28 protein-coding genes are annotated in these 17,703 nt (G+C 59.9%); 6 read left to right on the top strand and 22 right to left on the bottom strand.

What is annotated here, in order from left to right:
* Positions 1-22 precede the first annotated feature (22 nt).
* The 20 genes from J5Y06_RS18650 to J5Y06_RS18555 all read right to left on the bottom strand — a co-directional run bounded on the left by J5Y06_RS18650 (position 23) and on the right by J5Y06_RS18555 (position 14,982).
* Complete coding sequence (locus J5Y06_RS18650) at positions 23-598, bottom strand: hypothetical protein (protein WP_209336694.1); 576 nt, start codon at positions 596-598, stop codon at positions 23-25.
* Positions 599-988, bottom strand: coding sequence for a hypothetical protein (locus tag J5Y06_RS18645; protein WP_209336693.1), 390 nt, complete (start codon positions 986-988; stop codon positions 599-601).
* On the bottom strand, positions 985-1,167 hold the full coding sequence (locus J5Y06_RS18640; RefSeq protein ID WP_209336692.1) for a hypothetical protein: 183 nt from the start codon (positions 1,165-1,167) through the stop codon (positions 985-987). Before J5Y06_RS18640 ends, J5Y06_RS18645 begins: the two co-directional genes overlap by 4 nt.
* 49 nt (positions 1,168-1,216) lie before the next feature.
* Positions 1,217-1,723, bottom strand: a complete 507-nt coding sequence (locus J5Y06_RS18635) for a hypothetical protein (protein ID WP_209336691.1) — start codon at positions 1,721-1,723, stop codon at positions 1,217-1,219.
* Complete coding sequence (locus tag J5Y06_RS18630; RefSeq protein WP_209336690.1) at positions 1,720-2,355, bottom strand: transcription termination/antitermination NusG family protein; 636 nt, start codon at positions 2,353-2,355, stop codon at positions 1,720-1,722. Before J5Y06_RS18630 ends, J5Y06_RS18635 begins: the two co-directional genes overlap by 4 nt.
* A 378-nt stretch (positions 2,356-2,733) precedes the next feature.
* Complete coding sequence (locus J5Y06_RS18625) at positions 2,734-5,106, bottom strand: PriCT-2 domain-containing protein (protein WP_209336689.1); 2,373 nt, start codon at positions 5,104-5,106, stop codon at positions 2,734-2,736.
* Positions 5,106-5,309, bottom strand: a complete 204-nt coding sequence (locus J5Y06_RS18620) for a hypothetical protein (RefSeq protein WP_209336688.1) — start codon at positions 5,307-5,309, stop codon at positions 5,106-5,108. The genes J5Y06_RS18625 and J5Y06_RS18620 overlap by 1 nt, the downstream gene beginning before the upstream one ends.
* 143 nt (positions 5,310-5,452) lie before the next feature.
* Positions 5,453-5,677, bottom strand: coding sequence for a helix-turn-helix domain-containing protein (locus tag J5Y06_RS23610; RefSeq protein WP_425348073.1), 225 nt, complete (start codon positions 5,675-5,677; stop codon positions 5,453-5,455).
* Positions 5,678-5,868: 191 nt separating this feature from the next.
* Positions 5,869-6,210 (bottom strand): TSCPD domain-containing protein, encoded by a 342-nt coding sequence (locus J5Y06_RS18610; RefSeq protein ID WP_209336686.1) that lies wholly within the window; start codon positions 6,208-6,210, stop codon positions 5,869-5,871.
* Entirely contained in the window at positions 6,207-7,844 is a 1,638-nt protein-coding gene (locus J5Y06_RS18605) for a DEAD/DEAH box helicase (protein ID WP_209336685.1), read from the bottom strand. The genes J5Y06_RS18610 and J5Y06_RS18605 overlap by 4 nt, the downstream gene beginning before the upstream one ends.
* Entirely contained in the window at positions 7,841-8,740 is a 900-nt protein-coding gene (locus J5Y06_RS18600; protein WP_209336684.1) for a DNA-methyltransferase, read from the bottom strand. The genes J5Y06_RS18605 and J5Y06_RS18600 overlap by 4 nt, the downstream gene beginning before the upstream one ends.
* Entirely contained in the window at positions 8,737-10,152 is a 1,416-nt protein-coding gene (locus J5Y06_RS18595) for a helicase-related protein (RefSeq protein ID WP_209336683.1), read from the bottom strand. Before J5Y06_RS18595 ends, J5Y06_RS18600 begins: the two co-directional genes overlap by 4 nt.
* The gene (locus tag J5Y06_RS18590; RefSeq protein WP_209336682.1) at positions 10,149-10,778 is read right to left on the bottom strand and encodes a hypothetical protein; all 630 of its coding nucleotides are present in this window, start codon (positions 10,776-10,778) and stop codon (positions 10,149-10,151) included. Before J5Y06_RS18590 ends, J5Y06_RS18595 begins: the two co-directional genes overlap by 4 nt.
* Positions 10,775-11,725: an oxidoreductase gene (locus J5Y06_RS18585; protein ID WP_209336681.1), complete on the bottom strand. Its 951-nt coding sequence runs from the start codon at positions 11,723-11,725 to the stop codon at positions 10,775-10,777. Before J5Y06_RS18585 ends, J5Y06_RS18590 begins: the two co-directional genes overlap by 4 nt.
* Positions 11,725-12,027 carry a hypothetical protein gene (locus J5Y06_RS18580; protein WP_209336680.1) on the bottom strand — a complete coding sequence of 101 codons (303 nt, stop codon included), beginning with the start codon at positions 12,025-12,027 and terminating at the stop codon, positions 11,725-11,727. Before J5Y06_RS18580 ends, J5Y06_RS18585 begins: the two co-directional genes overlap by 1 nt.
* A gap of 100 nt (positions 12,028-12,127) precedes the next feature.
* Positions 12,128-12,646: a DUF669 domain-containing protein gene (locus tag J5Y06_RS18575; RefSeq protein ID WP_209336679.1), complete on the bottom strand. Its 519-nt coding sequence runs from the start codon at positions 12,644-12,646 to the stop codon at positions 12,128-12,130.
* On the bottom strand, positions 12,646-13,473 hold the full coding sequence (locus tag J5Y06_RS18570; protein WP_209336678.1) for an ATP-binding protein: 828 nt from the start codon (positions 13,471-13,473) through the stop codon (positions 12,646-12,648). Before J5Y06_RS18570 ends, J5Y06_RS18575 begins: the two co-directional genes overlap by 1 nt.
* Positions 13,460-14,071 carry a RusA family crossover junction endodeoxyribonuclease gene (locus tag J5Y06_RS18565; protein WP_209336677.1) on the bottom strand — a complete coding sequence of 204 codons (612 nt, stop codon included), beginning with the start codon at positions 14,069-14,071 and terminating at the stop codon, positions 13,460-13,462. Before J5Y06_RS18565 ends, J5Y06_RS18570 begins: the two co-directional genes overlap by 14 nt.
* Positions 14,068-14,598 (bottom strand): hypothetical protein, encoded by a 531-nt coding sequence (locus tag J5Y06_RS18560; protein WP_209336676.1) that lies wholly within the window; start codon positions 14,596-14,598, stop codon positions 14,068-14,070. The genes J5Y06_RS18565 and J5Y06_RS18560 overlap by 4 nt, the downstream gene beginning before the upstream one ends.
* 186 nt (positions 14,599-14,784) lie before the next feature.
* Positions 14,785-14,982 carry a carph-isopro domain-containing protein gene (locus J5Y06_RS18555; protein WP_209336733.1) on the bottom strand — a complete coding sequence of 66 codons (198 nt, stop codon included), beginning with the start codon at positions 14,980-14,982 and terminating at the stop codon, positions 14,785-14,787.
* A 272-nt stretch (positions 14,983-15,254) separates the two neighbouring features.
* Between J5Y06_RS18555 and J5Y06_RS18550 the strand changes: the two genes are divergently transcribed.
* Entirely contained in the window at positions 15,255-15,881 is a 627-nt protein-coding gene (locus tag J5Y06_RS18550; RefSeq protein ID WP_209336675.1) for a S24 family peptidase, read from the top strand.
* 43 nt (positions 15,882-15,924) lie between these two features.
* Positions 15,925-16,275 carry a hypothetical protein gene (locus J5Y06_RS18545; protein ID WP_209336674.1) on the top strand — a complete coding sequence of 117 codons (351 nt, stop codon included), beginning with the start codon at positions 15,925-15,927 and terminating at the stop codon, positions 16,273-16,275.
* Here J5Y06_RS18545 and J5Y06_RS18540 read toward each other — a convergent pair.
* On the bottom strand, positions 16,243-16,386 hold the full coding sequence (locus J5Y06_RS18540) for a hypothetical protein (protein ID WP_209336673.1): 144 nt from the start codon (positions 16,384-16,386) through the stop codon (positions 16,243-16,245). The genes J5Y06_RS18545 and J5Y06_RS18540 overlap by 33 nt on opposite strands.
* A gap of 74 nt (positions 16,387-16,460) precedes the next feature.
* Between J5Y06_RS18540 and J5Y06_RS18535 the strand changes: the two genes are divergently transcribed.
* Positions 16,461-16,694 carry a hypothetical protein gene (locus tag J5Y06_RS18535; protein WP_209336672.1) on the top strand — a complete coding sequence of 78 codons (234 nt, stop codon included), beginning with the start codon at positions 16,461-16,463 and terminating at the stop codon, positions 16,692-16,694.
* A gap of 37 nt (positions 16,695-16,731) precedes the next feature.
* Here J5Y06_RS18535 and J5Y06_RS18530 read toward each other — a convergent pair whose 3' ends face one another.
* Entirely contained in the window at positions 16,732-17,100 is a 369-nt protein-coding gene (locus tag J5Y06_RS18530) for a DNA cytosine methyltransferase (RefSeq protein WP_209336671.1), read from the bottom strand.
* Positions 17,101-17,115: 15 nt separating this feature from the next.
* Here J5Y06_RS18530 and J5Y06_RS18525 point away from each other — a divergent pair, with 15 nt between their 5' ends.
* The 3 genes from J5Y06_RS18525 to J5Y06_RS18515 are packed head-to-tail and all read left to right on the top strand — an operon-like array spanning position 17,116 to position 17,653.
* Entirely contained in the window at positions 17,116-17,343 is a 228-nt protein-coding gene (locus J5Y06_RS18525; RefSeq protein WP_209336670.1) for a hypothetical protein, read from the top strand.
* The gene (locus J5Y06_RS18520; RefSeq protein ID WP_209336669.1) at positions 17,340-17,489 is read left to right on the top strand and encodes a hypothetical protein; all 150 of its coding nucleotides are present in this window, start codon (positions 17,340-17,342) and stop codon (positions 17,487-17,489) included. The genes J5Y06_RS18525 and J5Y06_RS18520 overlap by 4 nt, the downstream gene beginning before the upstream one ends.
* A complete protein-coding gene (locus tag J5Y06_RS18515) occupies positions 17,486-17,653 on the top strand; it encodes a hypothetical protein (RefSeq protein WP_209336668.1) in 168 nt (55 codons plus the stop codon). Before J5Y06_RS18520 ends, J5Y06_RS18515 begins: the two co-directional genes overlap by 4 nt.
* Positions 17,654-17,703: the final 50 nt, after the last annotated feature.

Raw genomic sequence — 17,703 nt, 5'->3', positions numbered from 1 at the left:
TATGCCGATCCTGCCCCTCGCATCAGCTCAGCACGCCCTTGGCGACGAGCTTGACGTGCCGCAGCACCTTCTCCTGCAGCTTGGCCTGGCCGACCCGCTCGAATGTCCGAGCCGTTGCGTCCTTCACCATCTCGTTGGGGATGACGACGCCTGACTTCACCTTGTTGATCGGAAAGCGGGACATGCTGGCGCGCTCGAAGACGTGACCGCCGCGGCCGATGTCGACGCGGTTGGGGAACTGCCCGCCCTTGATGAAGGCACCAGAGAAAACCTTGCGCTTGTTGAACGGTGCAGCGGACGTACCCTTTCGGGTCTCACGCGCTCCGAAGTATTTGAGGGCGATGTCGCCACCGGTGCCGGTCAGCTTGTACTCAAGTGTGGCAGGTGATGCCCTGGTGATCCGCAGAGCCTTCCGTGTCACCTTGACCTTCAGGCCTGTCTGCTGTGCCAATGCCCGTTGAGTCGGTGTCTTGGTGTCGCGACCAGCGTCGTTGACGGCTCGGCTGTATGCCTTTCGCGCCCTGACCTCACCCAATGCCTCGACAGCATCGGAGAAGCGGACCAGGCCGCTACCTTGGATCCGAACAGAGAGCGCCATTTAACCAGCGGTCCTTCTCAGGATCGCGAGAAGATCAACTCCGGCCGCCAACGCGAACGCCTGCAACGCCAGTGCAGCTGCTTCTTCGCGATGCCAGTGCGGCCAGTACCGGTTGCGGGAAACACCATGTAGCGTAGGACTTCTGTCCAGCCCAAGCCAGTGGGCGAGTAGGTGATGACTGGCTTCGTGGTCCCGGCTCATTGCGACCAAGTGCTGCCACGTAAGCTGCGAGACATCCTGAGCATACCCGAGCGAAACGGCGCGTGCCCTGTCTTCCTGTCGATCGCCGGGCCAAGCCTTCACGACGCCACCATCGCGGAACGTGGTCACAGACAGGCCACTCGGCTCCATGGTCACGGCAGCGTCGGCAAGGCGGAAGGTTTCGGTCACTCCTGCCAGACCCCATCATCAACAACGGTGATGTGGACCTTGCGAATGGTGTAGCCCTTGGCCTTCCACTGCGGATCTGTCCGGTCTGCATAAACGCGAACTTCGCGCTCTTTCTCGAACACACTGCCGAGATCAATGCCGCGCTTGTCGACAAGTGCGAAGGCTGTTTGGAGCTTCATGCTCTGCTCCCTCAACACGAAAACGGCCGCCGAAGCAGCCTGTATGGTTTCAGACCAGATCCAACACATCCGCAACGTCGCGGTATCGACACCGGAGCAGAGCAGCGATCTGGGTACAGCCCAAGCCCTTAGCGGAAAGGCGCTGGATCTCTGCCACCGGTACAACCGGCGCAGCAGTTTCACTGCGGGCTTGGACAGGATCAGCGCGTCGCACAATCCTTGCCGCCACGCCTCGGGTCACGTTCCGCCGAACAGCCAGGGTGCGGGGATAGTTTGTTGGGACGCCATATGTCGCGGCAATGACCGAGATCTTCTCGCCGGTGCGATACATTCGAAGGATGCCTTCGCGTTCTTCTTCGGTGAGACGGTGGGTTCGCTTCTTGTCCAGCGACATAGCTTCGCCAAGGCGGGGAGCGACGATCTCATCCCCTAAGGCCCGGCGAGTATTCCTCCCGTTGATGATCGGGAGTCCGCAATCTGAACAGCCAACATTCGTCTGTGCGGTGATATCCACCGTTTCCAACACATTGCAAGCCCTATTGGTTACCAACATCACCAAGCCGTCTCCAGGTCTTGGGTGAGGAACTCGGCCTGTACCGGGGTAAGGGACTGGAGCGTCGCGACCATCACCTTGACCAATCCACGGCCAGTGACGGAAACGACACGACCGTGGAAACCGTGGAGGATGTGTCGTGGGTTCTCGATCCGAATAGGCAATCCAGCAGGGAACTTCATCATGATCGTTTCCCGCTCCGTTCTGCCCTCCTCTTCCCGCTTGATCCTGGCTGACTTGGTGTCGTCGAATAGCTCGTCCTGCTCAGCCTGCTGGAACCGGGTGACCACAGCGGCGGGAACAGGCCAAGGGCGGCCATCAGTCTTCACCCCCATCAGCTCGGCAACACCGTCGCAATCTCTAGCGCTGACGGGGCCCGAGGTAATGCGATCAACGAACAAATAGCCGGTGAAGAGGGGAAACTCGCGGGTTATCAAAACCCTAGTGCGGTGATGGATGATGTCCTTCCGCATCTTGGGGAAATAGACGGTGAACCCGCAATCTCGAAGGCTGCGCTCAGCAATGGTCTCGTTATGGCGCCACTCGGGGAGGCCGATACGGTGCCTGGCTGTACGGCTCGCGCCGGGTTTCAACCTGGCGACGTACCATGGTGGCGGTGTGGAAACTTCTGGCACTTAAGGGCTCCCGGCTCTTGGCTGACCGGGGACCGCTGCGGACTGGTGAAGAGTAGGTGATTTGGAGCCGGACGGGAAGCGTTGCCGGATGGGTTGTCCACGTTTGCGGGAATCTTTCCCAAATTCCCGAGGGTCTTATACCTGTCACTCAAAAAGGGGCAAAATCGAAGGGGGTAAGGGAAAGATTGGAAAGATTATATCTTCTATATCTACATCCTTGTTTTCGTTGCCTTTTTCGCGGTCAAATCTTTCCCAAAACAGCAGGGAAAGATTCGGGAAAGATTGGGAAGAATTCGCCTTGGAGGCACAAAAAAGCGAATCTTTCCCGCGGAAAGATTCGCTGTTTGGGAAAGATTTCGGGAAAGATTCGAAGCAGTCTCAGCCGCGCAAATAGCGGTATACGAGAGCGCTGTTTGTTCGGGTTGGAGCCCGCGCCTCGATGATGCAATGAGCCTCCTGAAGCAGTTGGATCGCGTCCTTCAAATCCCGTGCGCTGATGTGCCGGATCCTGCGAAGCAGCTCTGACCGAGTTATCTCTTTCCTAGCTCGAATGAGGTTCAACACGGCGGCCCGGTTCGCCTCAACCTGGTTCTCGACCATATCCCTGCGGACCATGAGCACGAACTGGCTGAGGCTGTATGTGACGAGCTCGCGGGCGAATTTCATCGCTGAGGCATCCAGAACGGCTCTACTGAGATCTTCCGGATTGCGCCCACATGCCGTGATCAAGGCTACTCGTTTGATCTGCTCGGCGTACCGGCCGTATAGGCTGAGGGTGGGGTCATCGTCCGCACCGCGCATGAAGCGCTTCTGCTCCGCCTTGTTCTCCTCATCCATGGCCGCAGCTTCCGCGTTCATGGGCACCATAACCGGATTATGGGGGAACCCGTCTCCCCTGACCGCCATGGTGGCTTGGAGTGGGTCGGGAAGGCAGTTGTAGAGCCATTGGAGGCGCTGGCGGAGTGATGCGGGAAGGGTCATGATCCCTTCCGGATCCGCCCCATGCTCGACCTGATCGAATCGGGGAAGGATAAGGAAGCGGTTCAGCAGTCCCGACGTGACATCCTTTGACACGAGGGATCGGGTGAAGTCCCGGATCGTGGCGGATCCGTAGAAGCTCATGTTAGGCCGGTGGATCTTCACGTCGCCGCGGGTGATCGAAACGTCCGGGGTATAGCTGCCGATGTTTGTTCCCCACAGAGACCTAAGGCCTTCGGAGATGGCCGACTGAGACGTGGAGGCGTTTTTGTGGCGGATCCCGACCAGTTTGTCTGCAAACTCATCCGCCACCATCACCTTGGATGCGTTATCCATCAATGCCATGGCAATGGCTGGGAGGGATACGTTCCATCCCGTATGACCGCGGCCAGATCCCATGATTTCGTCTAGGACGAGCTTGATCGCATTCTGTGGGTGCTGCTTGCCCATGCCTGAGGGGGCGACTGCTCCGATATACAACGCGGTGCAGGTGGGGCGTTTCTGTGTGTAAACCTTCCTGCCCACCAGAGCCCCGACAATGACGAGAGCGGCGCCGAGGGCGTGGATCCTGACAGGCTCGCCGGTCCATTCGCAGATCCAGTCCGTCAGGTCCTGAACTACTCCGCCGGGGCGCATGAGCGTTTCGGGGAGATCGAAGTGGTCGTGTGCGCCGCCGAGGTCTTCGTCGTCCTCCTCATTGTGAACATCGTCCTCAGCCGCCGACGCTGCCGCAATCTTGTTCATTGCGGATTTCAGGATGGCGTCCGCAATTTTCTTGGCCTCAACGGGATCATACCAAGAAGGCGCTGGCATCCCTCTATGTCGGATCGCGATATCCGATAGGTCAGCACCACCACGGCGGGCGTAGTCAGCGATCGTGGCGGAGGTTATGCCCGACCGCTTTCCGAATGACTTCCACTTCTGCGCCATCTCCCTGTTGTTTTTATATTTCCGACCCCTCGACGACCACTCATCTGCCATGGCAAGGCCCGATCCGGACCCACCCGTCGCGTCATGAATGGCGGCAAGGATCTGGACCCATTCGTCATAGGGGAGATCCGGGTCGACGTAGGTCAGGAGCTCCGCGATCTCCTCTTCCTCCGCACCTTGCAGCGTGTATGTGATGGGGGATGATGATGCGGCGGCGTGGTGGAGGTCTTGACCCTGCTCATGGCTGGCACCAATCACCCGGCCTGCGGCCTCTAGAAAGTCGGTGATTTCCGCCTCCGACACGGTGGGAAGATCCTGCACCACCACCTCCCCCAGAGAGGGTTCAGACCAAAGGAGTTCAGCGCCAGACGGGTGGAAGCCATAGGCGACGAACTGCTGCCCCTGCCCTAGAACCTCCACCTTGGCCGGCTTCCCGTCTTGGTTTCGGATCGTTGCGGAAGTGACAGACCTCTTCCTTGGCTCTCCTTCAGCAGCCCGGTACACGATCGTCCTACGCGCACTGTTCCCCCTGTACCGCTCGGGTGCGGTGCCGAGAAAATCTCTGGCCAGATGCGTGATCTCTCGAGCTGCGTCAGGATCGTCGACGTCCACATCCACGACCCTGAGACCGTCGCAGAGGATCCCGGTGTTCATCGCCTTCGTCGACAAAGCAGGCAGGTGCCCTGCCTTCGCCATCTCGTTCCACGCCTTCCCTTCCGGCTGCTTTCCCGGCGAGTTGCAGAAGTGGTAGTCGATGCTGAAGACGGGAACGGGCTTGTACCCACGGTCTAATAGGGTGCGGCGCAGCTGTTGGACGTCGTTGAGGGTCATGGTGTCGGACATCAGAACGGCGCCTCCCCGGAAATCTCAGCCTTAAGGCACTGGCGGTACCCGGCGATCCCGCTGCGAACAGCATCAAGCCACTCTTCCCATTCCATTCCCTCGAAGACTTGGGCTTTACCCAACTCCTCCAACCTCTGCCCCATAGCTTCCGCACCACGCGCCGCCGCAATGGCCTCGAGGCGGTCGAACGTGTCTTGTTTCATCTGATATGTCCTTGTTGCCAAGCTGAGGCATTCGGGATCATCGCACACCCACAGGGGTGGGAGCTTAGACCTGGGAGGGGCATAGCCGAGGCCGACAGTGCCGCGGCCGCAGATGCCGCAGAGAGCAGGGTCGTGGCGGTCTGTCATGATCGCCGCCTCGGTGCCCTGACGGGCTGCTTCAGGGAGTGGAAGATGGTGCTGTGGTCGCGATTGAAGATCCTGCCAATTTCCGGAAGGCTCATGTGCGGATTGGCAGTTCTGACGGCGCGGATCGCCGCGTGTCGCGCATCGACAATGTTTCGCTGCCGTTTGTCAGATACAACCTCAGAAAAGGTGCAGCCGTAGAGCTCCGCCACCTCTGCAATCATCTGGCGCGTAGCCATCGCCGGTGTTCGGATCGGCGTGACCTTGGGCCTATCAGGCAAGCGTGTGGCAGGTGGAGCGTCCACCTCCACCGGCGCGGGTGGCGGTGCGGGCTGCGACAAGGGTATCTCCCGATCCTCTCGGCGACGCCGTGCCTCAATCCCTGCTTGGGTGTGTCTTCCATATGCGACGAACATCACTCGGCCGCCTCCACCATGAGGGCGACGCGCTCCGCTTGCCGTTCCTCCACTAAGCGAGCCACGATGCCTGCCAAGCCTTCAGGTCTGCCTTGAGCGTCGGCGGTGATGGCGCGTCCGATGATCTTTGCTGAACAACCGTATTGGAGGAGAAGCGACATCAGGACGGCTGTGTCGCGTGCCGCTACGTCGACGGCCGATCCGGCTTTGCGGGTGGATAGGAAAACCTCAGCTACCCTGCCATCGTCATAGTAGCCGAAGCTGACGGAGACTTGGGTGCCGGCAAAGGCGATCTCCTCGTTTTCGGAAGCTCGACGCTGAGGAATGATCTCGCGGGTCATGCTGCTTTCTCCCTCTGCTCACGAGGCAGGAACGAACGCCCGGTGATGTCGAAGTACCGGCCGTTAGGTTTGACGGAGATCGTTTGCGGGATCTGGATCTCGTGGCGACGAGCTAGGGCTTCATCGACGGTCTTGGGGAATGGCAGAAGGCCCTGGTGTTCGATCCAACGCTGCTGAGCCTTCTGCCGGGCATACCCCTGGCGCTCGAATGCCCACCACTCGCGGTATTGCTGCAGGCCGGCCATGAAGGTGACCCTCAAGCTTGGTGGGGACCCCTCCTTTTCATGCCGATCGAGGCGCCAGTCGACGACGGGGAGCATCTGTGGTGGAACCCGTTCTGTTGACAGGATGCCGAGATCAGACTGAGCCTCGGCTTCGTGCTTCGGTTTTTCCTCCACGATCCATTCATGCCCGCAAACCTTACACTCTCTCGCATTGAGGGCTGCCAAGGCTTGGCAATCGGGGCATTCCTTCGCCCGCACCGTGTCTGGGTGGGGTGCGTCTTTTTCCCCCTTAGCGCCACCCCTTGATGGCCCAACCGACACAGCATCGACGGGGCCATGCATTGAGATGACCTTGGCGAAGTCGAGGATCAGTGCGTTCTCTTTGTTGGGTGCAGTTCGGAATGCCCGACCGACCTGCTGGATGTACAACCCCGTCGATTTTGTGGGGCGCATCAAAGCCACCATGTCGACGTGAGGGACGTTGAAGCCGATCGACAGGACGTTGACTGAGGTCAAGGCTCTGAGGTCGCCTCGTTTAAATGCGACGATGATCCCGTCCCGTTCCCCCTTCGACATTCCGCCATCAACGGATTCAGCCGGGATACCTTGTTCCCTGAGTGCATCCCTGACTGCTTCGGCATGGCGAACTGAGGCGCAGAAGACGAGCCAGGCCCGTCGGTCATTGGCGAGGTCCGCCATTTCGGCAACAGCCCGGTGGACGAGGTCGCCTTCCATCGCAGCCCGTTCGACCTGAGCCGGGATGAACTCGCCGGCCCGGGTCCCAATTCCGGCAAGGTCCATTCGGGCCAAGCTGGCTTTGGAGATAAGGGGGGACAAATACCCCTGCTCAATCAGATCCGTCACCTTCGCCTCATAGACGATGGTGTCGAAAAGTGACCCCCTTCCTTCATCCAGGCGGCCCGAGTCCAACCGGTACGGCGTGGCGGTTAGGCCAGCGATCCGCATGTCCGGCTGCATGGCACGAAGGCCGTCGATGAACTTGCCGTACATCGTGTCTGAGCTGCGGGGGATGAGATGGGCTTCATCGACCAGGAGGAGGTCGATCTGGCCGATCTCCTTCGTCCTGGCGAACACGGACTGGACACCACAGAACAGAATCTTCGACCGCGTGTCCCGACGACCTACACCTGCTGAATAAATCCCAGCTGGCGCATCGGGCCAGATCTTGATCAGTTCCTGGAAGTTCTGGACGATCAATTCCCGGCTGTGTGTCACGCACGCGATCCTCATCGCGGGGTAGTTGTGGAGGATCCTGCGCATGATCTCAGCCACCACCAGCGATTTACCGGCGCCGGTTGGGAGGACGATGAGGCCGTTACCTCCGCCCTGCCCCCAATACTGGAACAGGGCGTCGATGGCGGCGGATTGGTAGGGTCGGAGGGTGATCATGCGACCAAGCCCTCCAACAAGTCACCTCCGAATGCCGTGTCCGACATATGCGAGAGGTTCTTCACTGCCTGGCGAAAATACCCCTCCTTCAGCTCAAACCCGACGAAACGGCGCTTGCACTTCAATGCGCCCCAGCCCTCGGATCCGATACCCATGAACGGGGACAGCACGGTGTCACCTTCATTACTCCACAGGCGGATGGCTCGCTCGATCAGGTCTAGCTGAAGGGGGCAAAGGTGCTTTTCGTCCTTCGGGTCCTTCTCGGGACGCGCGTTGAGAACATTAGTTTGGTTGATGTCCATCCACACCGGGCTGGCCCACTGCTGCCACAGCGACACGGGGAACAGGTTACGGTCTTTCCCGACTGGCACCGCCTGCTTCTCATCCGCCGGTGTTTTGCGGAAGATCAGGAGATAATCGGGGAGGCCTTGGCGGCACCGCGACGTGTCTTTCTGGAACGTCTTGTAAAGCAGGCCGTGGGTCTTGGTGCGCTGCATCTCCACGACCGGATCCTTCCAGATCGTGACGCGGGAATGGTAGACCCACCCAGCCTGCTTGTGCGCCTCGATAATCGCCCCCGGCATGTCCCAAAGTCCGATCTCCCCATGCATCGACTTGGTGCGAGGCATGTCGGTGCAATGCACCGCGGTCAGCCGGCCGGGGATTGTGACGCGGTGAAGGTCACGGAGGAGGAAGCTGTAGTGCTCGAGGAATTCGTCGTCAGAGGACGCATTCCCCATATCCCGCTCGCTGTCGCTGTAGATGAACAGATGCGAGAAGGGCGGGCTGTAGATCGAGAACCCGACCGACCCATCCGGCAGCTCGCGAACGCCCTCAACGCAGTCGGCGTGGTAGGCGCTGAAATTGTCGCCGTGGTGAACATCCATGACTTTCATGCGATCATCCAGGCAGGCAGCCCGGCCTCCTTTTTGGGGGTGTATGCTGCTTTCCTGACGGACAATTGGTGAGCGGCTCGCATTGCGAGCTGCATTTCGCGCTTCATCGCTGCGTGGTCGCCGGCTTTGCGATCGATCACGCGCTTGATCGCGGCCTCGGTGTCGGCCATTGCAATATGGACCTGGACCGGCCTGCTTTGACCAAACCGCCAGCACCGCCGAACGGCTTGGTAGTAGTTCTCGTAAGAGAAGCTCAGGCCTGCAAAGGCCATGCGAGCGCACTGTTGCCAGTTGAGACCGTATCCGGCGATCGAGGGCTTCGTAACCAGCACCCTTAGGTCGCCGCGACTGAACGCATCCAGCCTCGCTTCCTTCTGCAACGCAGTGTGACTGCCCCTTACCTCCTCGGCACCGGAGACCCGCGCGAGGACAGCTTCGGCCTCATAGTCGGTGTCGCACCAGACCAGCCACTGCTCTTCGGGATCGCTGTCGATGCACTCCGCAACTAGGTCGGCCCGGTCATCTACGGTGAGGCGCTTCTCCTTGTGGATTGCAGTTGCGGACGTGTCGGGGATCCGGAACAAACACTGCTGACCCTGGAACTTCCCTCTGCCTTCCTCGCCAGCGTCAATGGTTCTGTCTGCCTCGACGATGTGCTCCTTCACCACGATAGGAGGGAGAATGTAGTTGCCGTTGTCGAAGCCGAGATCCGATGGAAGGGACACGCATCGGGCCCAGGACGCGACCCAGCGCCAGAAGTCTTCAACGGCATGGCCCTTGATCCGCCACGTGCCGGTGTCGGCGCTGTCATGGAGGAACCAACGCGGCAACATTTCATCCCGGCGCATCACCCCGAGAAACTCTGCGTGGGTGCCGAGCTCGGTATGGTCATTGGGCGCCGGGGTAGCGGTGCAGCAAAGCCGGTAGGGTGTTTTCGAGAAGGTCTCGATCAGCTTCTTGGTTGTGGCACCTGAGAAGGATTTCAGAATGCTGGACTCATCCAAGATGACCCCGGCAAACTTGGCAGCCACGAAGTTATCAAGACGCTCATAGTTCGTGATGTAGATCCTGGCGTCCGTTACTTCAGCGCCGTCACGGACATAGATCGCATCGATCCCAAACCTGGCGGCTTCGCGCTGGTGCTGCGGCCCGACTGCCAACGGGGCGAGCATCAAAACGGGGCGACCAGTCGCCTCCACGACATACCTGCCCCATTCCAACGCGCAGAATGATTTGCCCAGCCCTGTGTCGAGGAACATGGCCGAGCAACCGGCGTGGAGGGAAAACTCGGTCACGGCGCGTTGGTGGGGGTAGAGGTCGGGGTGAAGATCGAAGGGGCCGTCGAACCCCTTCGGAACGAACGCCACTGCCTTGCGGGCGATCAGGTCCTCATAGGTGGCTACAGCACTCATGCCGCCACCTCCCCAATCAGGGCAGGGTCGGACTCTTGTCTGCTGCGCAACTGAGCGCAGACGGCCTGTTCAATTTCCGTCCCAGTCAAGCGGTGAAGGATGGTATCGATCAACACCGAGCGGTTTGTCCTGCTCGGAACCCTGATCCCGCGCTCGGCACAGACTGCCTTTATCTCCTCCGCTGATAGGAGGCGGAGCATCTTCCACGGCCATGGGTAGTGGATCCGCACTGGCAGGCGCCAGACGGGGAATGCGGCTTGCGGTTCAGGGTATTGCCACAGCTGCGTTGTCGTCCCTGAGGCCTCCAACACTTTGCGAGCGTCGCAGTTCGGGTATCCGGCCGCGGTGGCTCGGCCGCACCACTTCTCATCAGCCACAACCACCAGGCCGTGGCAGACCGGATGGAAGGTGCGGATCTGGTTTGCCAGCCGCCCCAGTGTGTCCTTCGAGGACTTCAGCTCGAAGAGGAAGATTTGCAACTCGGTCACGGCAGCAATGTCAGCGCGACAATGACCCTCGTCGACGTTCAGCTCGTGGATGATGCGAGCATCGGGAAGGAGTGTGCGAATGCGATCGACCGTCGCGGTTCGGATTTGGTTCTCTTCTTTGGAAACGAACGGGTTCATGCCGCAACCCTCCCGCCATCTTGCCATTGGGAGCCGTCCCTCATGGTGTAGGTCACGGTCTCGGACTGTTCGTCGGCGTCGATCTGTTCGCCTGGGACCAGGCTGGGGATATAGAGGTGATTGGGGCAGCCACCGGCCTGCTCCTCGCGCAACAGCGCCCGCTTATGCCGATGGCAGAACCAGTTCGCGTTCTCGATCGGCTCCGACCACAGACACGTCCGGCAATTGCGGAGCGCGAATGCGCCGCCATGACAGACTTGGTAGCTGCTGCAGTTGAACGCCTTGCAGAGGAAGTACTCGGGATCGTCACTGACCCTGGCGGGTGCCTCTTTGGCCGCCCGGACACGCTCAGCCTTCGCAACCAAGGCAGCGCCGTGGATGGGGTCATAATGGATCCGCTCAGACCAATACTCGTCCGTGTCCTTGCTCTTCGCCAGGTAGAAGGCGCGGGTCAGCCCTTGGAGGTGCATGTAGACCTGCATTTGAGCCATGTGGTCCGGCTTGGCCGCCTCGACCCCCATCGACTTCAATTGCGCGAACGACTTCGCATTGTGGGTCTTGCACTCAAGCAGGTGCGGCGTCTTCGGAGCTTCCAACAAGCCCTCAACGATCCCGTCGAGGTGCCCCTGGAAGTGGCCGTCGCAGGCCTCCACCTCCCATTGGTCTCTGGTCTTGGGATCGCGGTCCTGGACCTGGATCCCAGCATTGCGGAGATCCATGACCATCCTAGCCTCGTCTCGGTGGCCCGTTTGGAATAGGCGGAGCATCCGACCAGTGAAGGTCTCGGGCTGATGCGCCCAGCGGAACCGGTAGAACAGGGCCCGCTCGCACTGGTGGCCGATGGCGGAACCGCGAATGAAGGGGTAGTGTCTGATCTCCTGCTTGCGCTCGTGCCAGGCGTCGATCGCGGCGATCGTGGGGGATGGAAGTTCTGGCATCGCTACCATCACGCCTCCTCCACCACCCGAGCCTCAACTCGGATCGACAAGACCGTCACATCTGGTTTGCGGAATGAAGCGGGGTCTAGCCCCTGTTTCTTCAGAAGGGCCTCGTCGATCCCGCCCTTGCGGGTCGAAAGCACCTGCTTGGCGACGTATTCGTCACCGCCCAGCGTGTCTTTGGAGCCCATCTGGGCAGACACGATCTGTTTCAGGTCGGCTTCTTGTTCCTGCAGTTCCTTTATCCGCGTGCGTACAATGGCAAGGCGGTCAACGGGATGCCTGTTGCTCAGGCGTGCATCATCTGTCATCGCTCAGATCCTTTTCGAGCAACGTGAAAACGAGTTCGGAATGGAAGTGCCCGGTGGTGGCGTGTGTCGGCTAAACCTCGATCACCACCGGGCCGCTACATCAGGCGGACTTCTTCCAGGGGAGTGACCCGCCGCCGTTCGCTGCAGCAGGTGCCTTGCCGGCCGTTCCGGACGCCGCGCCCGAGTTCATGGGCTTCACAGCCTTGATCTCGTTGTACTGCGGGTTCTTCTTCTGAGGCCCGACTGTGACGAGGCATGGGATGTGAAGCAGAACGTCGGTGTCGGTTACGACCTTGCCAACCCCGACGGTTGCTTCGCGAACCGCGGCGAACTGCTGATTGGCAATGTCGCGGGCCTGCTGAGTGACCTCTTCGTCGGACTTGCCCGGCTTCTGCGACTTGAAGTTCTCTGCCCAGAGGCTCAGGCGCTGCCAAGTCATCTGGCCATCATGCTGCCCGCCGCTGACCTGCCAAGTGAGCTTCAAGCACCCACCTTTGTCCTCGGATTTAGAGATGTCCTCAACCTCAGCTTCCACGATCTTCATCGTGTAAGTACCGGCTGGGAGCTGCTCAAATTGGCTCGGCTGCGCTTCCTGATTATATGATGGGAGGGCGACCATTACGCGGCTTCCTTCTGTTCGACCCGGACCTCGCCGGCGTCAATGTGGGGGAAATATTGAGAGAGGGCCGCGTAGCCTTCACCCTTGGTGTAGCGCATCTCGCCTGGGATGCCGTACCGGTTCTTGGCCGTGTAGGCAGGCTTCCCGATGGAATGGATCATCACCAGACCGCCGCCAGTTGCCCGGGCGCGTTCCTTGTTGAACCCCTGCTCTTCGGTCTTCACCACCACCGGCTGCTTCAAGAGCAGGATGGCGTCCATCTCGCGCTCGAACATGCCGCGCATGTCGCTGTTTGCTTTGTCCGAGGATCGCAAGGCGATCTCGTACCGGTCATAGCTGACCGTCTCGGGGTCATCGAACCGGCTGACAGTCGAGTGGGCGATCAGGATGATACCCAAGCCCTTATCGTTCCGGAGGAGGTTGAGACCCTCAACGAACTCCTGAGCCACGCGCATGGCGTAGACGTAGCCCTTGCCGTAGCCAAAGTCCTCAATGTTGGCCTTGGCGTTGCCCTTCTCGTCGCCACGGCGACAGGTCTCAGCAAAGATCAGGCGCTGCAGCTCGGTAATGGAGTCGATCACGACATACCGGAATGTATGATCCTCCTGGTAAAGGGACTGGAGCGCGTCCATCACCTCACCAAATGTGTCGAGCTTGCCGAAGGAAACGATTTCCGCATCACCGGGCGTCCCGTCCTCGATCTGGAGGAAGACAGCGTCGGGAAACTCGGCCGCCAAGGTCGTCTTGCCGATCCCTGGAGGGCCGTAAAAGAGAAGGCGTGGAGGCTTATCCGCCTTCACCTTCCGCAATCGATCAAACATGTTCATTATAATCACCATAGGTGTGAGATGGCGCTTCGATAATCCACGCGCCGCCTGCGCCGTTATGCGTGGCGTGGAATGTGGCCGTGATGGTTTGATCGCTGTTCGCGACCACCGGCCAGATCTGGATATGTGCCGATCGATTGGTCGGCGGGAGCTTTGAGAACAGCCCCGCTGGGATCAGGCTGTCATCTTGGATGATGCCTAAGTCGACCAGCAGGTCGTTCATTGCCTTCAATCGGTTGTCGGCGTCTGCCCGGACAAGGTCGATCTCGAATGCCATGTTGATGACGACATGACCTTTGATTTTGGGGACGCCCTGGCGGCGGATCGCTGCCGCAGCCATGAGGCGCCAATCTTCGTACGCCTGGGTCTTGGCTCGGCCATGCTTCGTGTTCTTGAACATGGCATTGACCGACGGCGGCACGGGGCAAGTAAAGGTGACCGGAGCGGGCAAATCGGCCAAGACGCCCGCCCCGGTGCTGTCACGGTTGACGCTGTCCGCAGCGGTCCCCGCAAAAGGTGGGCGCGCGCCAGAGGCAACAGGGGGGCGGACCCCTGGCGCGCTAGAACCATCACGAGGGAGGATTGTCGCGATGGTCATTGCTGGTTGAAATCCCGGGCGCGATCCAGCGCGCGAACTTGGCGGCTCGAAGAAGGATCTTCAGAGCTTTCGCCCGCAACTTCTCGGATTTGAAAATCAGCCGATCCGAACGCCAACGCGCGTAGCGCTGCACGATGTTGGATAAAGAATTCCGCATCGTTCGCCTCCATCCTGTCGAGAGTGTTTGAGATGTGGGTGACGAACTCGTTATGCTTAGCCCTCGCCGCTTCCTGCTCCAGCCGTTTCGCTCTCTCAACCTCAGCAACGAACTCCAATTCGCGGACTTCACGCCAATCAATCCTGGCTGCTTCACGGTGCCAAAGAGCGCGGACACGGCGACGGGTCCAGGGCGACTTCGGGAACGCGTGGGTCACGACGTCGAAAACGCGGTCGACCATATCGCCGCGACCACGCCAGGCATGACCGGCAATATCCTTGACCAGCGCATGTGCGCGGTCTGTGGAGTTAAAAACGGGGGCGTCTACGGCAGACATTTCACGCTCCGAGTTCTTGGGCAAATGATCCATGATCAGGATTTCCGTCTCGCTTAGATTTATGGGCGAGACGGACGCAGCCCTTGGCGGGGCGGCGAACTGAGAGACCCGAGCGGTTGGCGCCGCGCGAAGTCAGGACTTGGCTAGATGAGAGACGAGCAACGCCGGTGGAGGGTTTGGCGACCCACACACGGCGCGTTTCGTTTTGATGACGAAAGATCATGCTGCCTCCGGTGCAGAGGCAATCAAGACGAAGTCTTCGATCTTGATAACGATGTCTCGGTCAGCAGCACTCTTTATGATAGCCGCCCAATGGCGCTGGGGGATTTCCCCGCGGATCTTCCATCCTTGGACCGTCGAAACCGGCGAACCAAGAGCGCGGGCCAGTTGCGACAATCCGCCGAAGGCTTCGATCACTCGTTCTGCTGGTGTTTTCAAGGGTTCGCCCGCTGCGTTGTCCAAGTCTTACGCATGTATATACGCATCACGCGTACATTGTCAACGTGGAATGCGTAAACGTGTTTCGCGTAAATGCACGTATGGCAAGCAGTGAGTGGGTTACTTCTGAATTTCGTGCGCTTCGCGAGCGCGCTGGCTTCTCTCTTGATGGGTTAGCGCAGGCGATGGGCTATGCTCGTGCGTCAAGCATTCAGCGGTATGAGGACCCCGGGGCTTACAAGAAGGAGTTCTTGGACAGGGCTTTTGTTGCCAAGCTACTGAAGCCCCTGACGGGCAAGGGTGAGCCAGCGATCTCGGCAAACGAGGTTTGGGCTTTGGCTGGCCCTGAGTTCAGCGCGATGTCGCGACGAGCTCCGGATGCCGCCCCGGATCCACACAAAGACACCGTTCTCGAATTGGACACCAAAGCAGGCGCCGGCGGCGGAGGCTTGGTCGATCTGATCAATGTCACCGATAACGGCGGGAACCAGATCTCAGCCGAAGTCGTCAAAGATTACTGGCGCATCCCCGAATCCTACCTTCGCGGGGAGCTCCGCATCGAGGCTTCACGGGCGTTGATCGTGGAGGTGACGGGCGACTCTGGCTATGATCCCGCACATCCGCATGCGCCTGGCTCTATATTCCCCGGTGATCGTGTGATCGTGGATGCTCGGGACACGCGACCGTCCCCGCCTGGCCCGTTCCTCGTTTATGACGGTACCGGTCTTGTGGTGAAGCTTTGCGAGCCGGTGCATGGCTCCGATCCGCCGACCATTCGGCTTCTCAGCCGCAATCCGACGTATTCGCCCTATACGATCAGCCTAGACGAAGGTCACGTGATTGTCGGACGGGTGCGCGGTCGCATCTCGGCGATGTAATGACCTCCACCTCCGCCTTCATCTCCGGGCCTGGTGACCGCGCATGATGGATATCTGGCGCGAGTTTAACACGCTGCTTGGCCCTCTTATCGCGATGGCAGCCGGCGGCATTGTCTGGTTCGCGTATTACCATCCGGACAGCTACTATCGCGTGTCTCTTTGGGTCTACTTTGCGCTTCTGGCCATTTACCTCGTCCTGCTTGGGGGTGAGATCGGATACTCACTTGGCGCGGAGGCAGTGCTTGAGCACATCGCGGCGGGCGGGCAGGCCGAAAGCTTCGACAAAACGCCGTTCGGCGCAAATCTGCTTTGGTTCCTGCTGGTATGGGCGGTCATGATCGCCCTTCGCTTCATCCACCGTCTACGAGATGATAAGCCCGATGATCGCACTTAAGAACTTGCTGATGATGGTGCACGTGCCGCCGGCAAGAATGCCGAACACGACCGACTGCGGCACGGGGCGCAACGACCAGAACCAGACCTTGAATGTTCGCGCAGTCAGCATGCCAAGATCCTATCAGGCGCGGAGGCCGGCGTGAATCCTACTGCCGCCTTCATCTCCAAGCCTGGTGATCGCGCATGAAGCTCACCCTCGACCTTTCCACGGAAACCTCAGTTGGCCTGCGCCGGCTGGCGAACGAACAGGATCTCGACCTCGAAACAGCGGCAGCAATCGCGCTGCGCGAGGTACCCGGATGCCCTGAGCGCATCCGCAATCAGGCCTCGAGCTTCACGCAATGCAGTGTGCCAATCATCGCGACTTCCGTCCCTATCGAGAGCATCAAGGTACGTTGTGAGTGCAGCTTCTGCTGAGGCGCGATTTTTCGCTGAGACATCTGGTGGGGGCATACTATCCTGCGGCCACCTTCATGCGTCGGAGTTTTGGCGCAGCCTTGCGCGAAGCGCCGTTAGCCCGCTCTTCCCGCATCGTATAGAGGATTGCGGCTTGAAGCTTCTCAGGCAGCGGCGCCAGCTTGGCGGGACGTGCAAATCGCTTCTCAGTTGATGCGAAGTTGGAGACGGTCTGCGCGAGTTGCCGGCCGATAGCGCAGGCAAGCGCAGGCGGAACCGAGTTTCCTACGAGCCGATATTGGTCAACAGCTCTGACCGGCCAAACGTAATCGGCAGGATAGGTTTGCAGAACGTGATTTACGCGACTAGCGTAAAAATCGTTTGACTTCTTACGCACGATGCGTAATCTCAGGTCATCCACAAACACGGGATGACCGCCCAGATGGCAACCCTCCAAGTTCAGATCCAATGCCCGAAGACCGGTGCATGGTCGGGCCTCACCACCTTCCGGTATGACGAAGGCATCAACCGGGACATAAACCGGCGCCACGCAATCCAAAGCGCTCGGCTCTCAGCCAGCAACTGGACGCGCAACTACGACACGTTCGCGGCCATGAAGACCAGGATCGTGGAGACTGTGATTGGTCGCGGTGCTGAGGTTCTGTCATGAACCGCGCCCCTATCACGATGGACGGGGTTCACAACTTCATCCCCGAACCCACCGGTGCCCTCGCCTGGCTGGCCCGAAGGTCACCAGTTCTGATGCTCCTCGTCAGCCTCTGGATTGCCACTCTGCTGTGGAGTGCGCTGGCATGAACCCGGTAGAGCGCATCTCCCTCACCGAAGTCCGTACCCGGATCCGGTTGCTCGAGCGCACCCTTTGCCGGCCAAAGCCGCAGGGCGAACGCATGGATGTACGCAGCGAGTACTTGATGCTGCGCGACATCGAGGATGCGATGACGGAGGTGAAGGCGGCATGACCACGGCCCTCATCATACTCCTATTCGCGGGCGCCGCGGGTGCGATTCTG

This window comes from Tianweitania sediminis (assembly GCF_017813335.1).
Lineage (GTDB): Bacteria > Pseudomonadota > Alphaproteobacteria > Rhizobiales > Rhizobiaceae > Tianweitania > Tianweitania sediminis.
The sequence above is the reverse complement of the archived record's forward strand: the minus strand, read 5'-3'. Positions and strand labels throughout refer to the sequence as shown.

Coding starts and splice junctions, on each gene's coding strand:
- J5Y06_RS18625 (WP_209336689.1), bottom strand. CDS start 5,106: ATGTCCGACACCATGACCCTCAACGACGTCCAACAGCTGCGCCGCACC.
- J5Y06_RS18565 (WP_209336677.1), bottom strand. CDS start 14,071: ATGACCATCGCGACAATCCTCCCTCGTGATGGTTCTAGCGCGCCAGGG.
- J5Y06_RS23610 (WP_425348073.1), bottom strand. CDS start 5,677: ATGATTGCAGAGGTGGCGGAGCTCTACGGCTGCACCTTTTCTGAGGTT.
- J5Y06_RS18570 (WP_209336678.1), bottom strand. CDS start 13,473: ATGAACATGTTTGATCGATTGCGGAAGGTGAAGGCGGATAAGCCTCCA.
- J5Y06_RS18535 (WP_209336672.1), top strand. CDS start 16,461: ATGAAGCTCACCCTCGACCTTTCCACGGAAACCTCAGTTGGCCTGCGC.
- J5Y06_RS18620 (WP_209336688.1), bottom strand. CDS start 5,309: ATGAAACAAGACACGTTCGACCGCCTCGAGGCCATTGCGGCGGCGCGT.
- J5Y06_RS18520 (WP_209336669.1), top strand. CDS start 17,340: ATGAACCGCGCCCCTATCACGATGGACGGGGTTCACAACTTCATCCCC.
- J5Y06_RS18640 (WP_209336692.1), bottom strand. CDS start 1,167: ATGAAGCTCCAAACAGCCTTCGCACTTGTCGACAAGCGCGGCATTGAT.
- J5Y06_RS18600 (WP_209336684.1), bottom strand. CDS start 8,740: ATGAAAGTCATGGATGTTCACCACGGCGACAATTTCAGCGCCTACCAC.
- J5Y06_RS18515 (WP_209336668.1), top strand. CDS start 17,486: ATGAACCCGGTAGAGCGCATCTCCCTCACCGAAGTCCGTACCCGGATC.
- J5Y06_RS18650 (WP_209336694.1), bottom strand. CDS start 598: ATGGCGCTCTCTGTTCGGATCCAAGGTAGCGGCCTGGTCCGCTTCTCC.
- J5Y06_RS18610 (WP_209336686.1), bottom strand. CDS start 6,210: ATGACCCGCGAGATCATTCCTCAGCGTCGAGCTTCCGAAAACGAGGAG.
- J5Y06_RS18540 (WP_209336673.1), bottom strand. CDS start 16,386: ATGCTGACTGCGCGAACATTCAAGGTCTGGTTCTGGTCGTTGCGCCCC.
- J5Y06_RS18590 (WP_209336682.1), bottom strand. CDS start 10,778: ATGAACCCGTTCGTTTCCAAAGAAGAGAACCAAATCCGAACCGCGACG.
- J5Y06_RS18595 (WP_209336683.1), bottom strand. CDS start 10,152: ATGAGTGCTGTAGCCACCTATGAGGACCTGATCGCCCGCAAGGCAGTG.
- J5Y06_RS18605 (WP_209336685.1), bottom strand. CDS start 7,844: ATGATCACCCTCCGACCCTACCAATCCGCCGCCATCGACGCCCTGTTC.
- J5Y06_RS18560 (WP_209336676.1), bottom strand. CDS start 14,598: ATGGATCATTTGCCCAAGAACTCGGAGCGTGAAATGTCTGCCGTAGAC.
- J5Y06_RS18545 (WP_209336674.1), top strand. CDS start 15,925: ATGATGGATATCTGGCGCGAGTTTAACACGCTGCTTGGCCCTCTTATC.
- J5Y06_RS18525 (WP_209336670.1), top strand. CDS start 17,116: ATGGCAACCCTCCAAGTTCAGATCCAATGCCCGAAGACCGGTGCATGG.
- J5Y06_RS18580 (WP_209336680.1), bottom strand. CDS start 12,027: ATGACAGATGATGCACGCCTGAGCAACAGGCATCCCGTTGACCGCCTT.
- J5Y06_RS18585 (WP_209336681.1), bottom strand. CDS start 11,725: ATGGTAGCGATGCCAGAACTTCCATCCCCCACGATCGCCGCGATCGAC.
- J5Y06_RS18575 (WP_209336679.1), bottom strand. CDS start 12,646: ATGGTCGCCCTCCCATCATATAATCAGGAAGCGCAGCCGAGCCAATTT.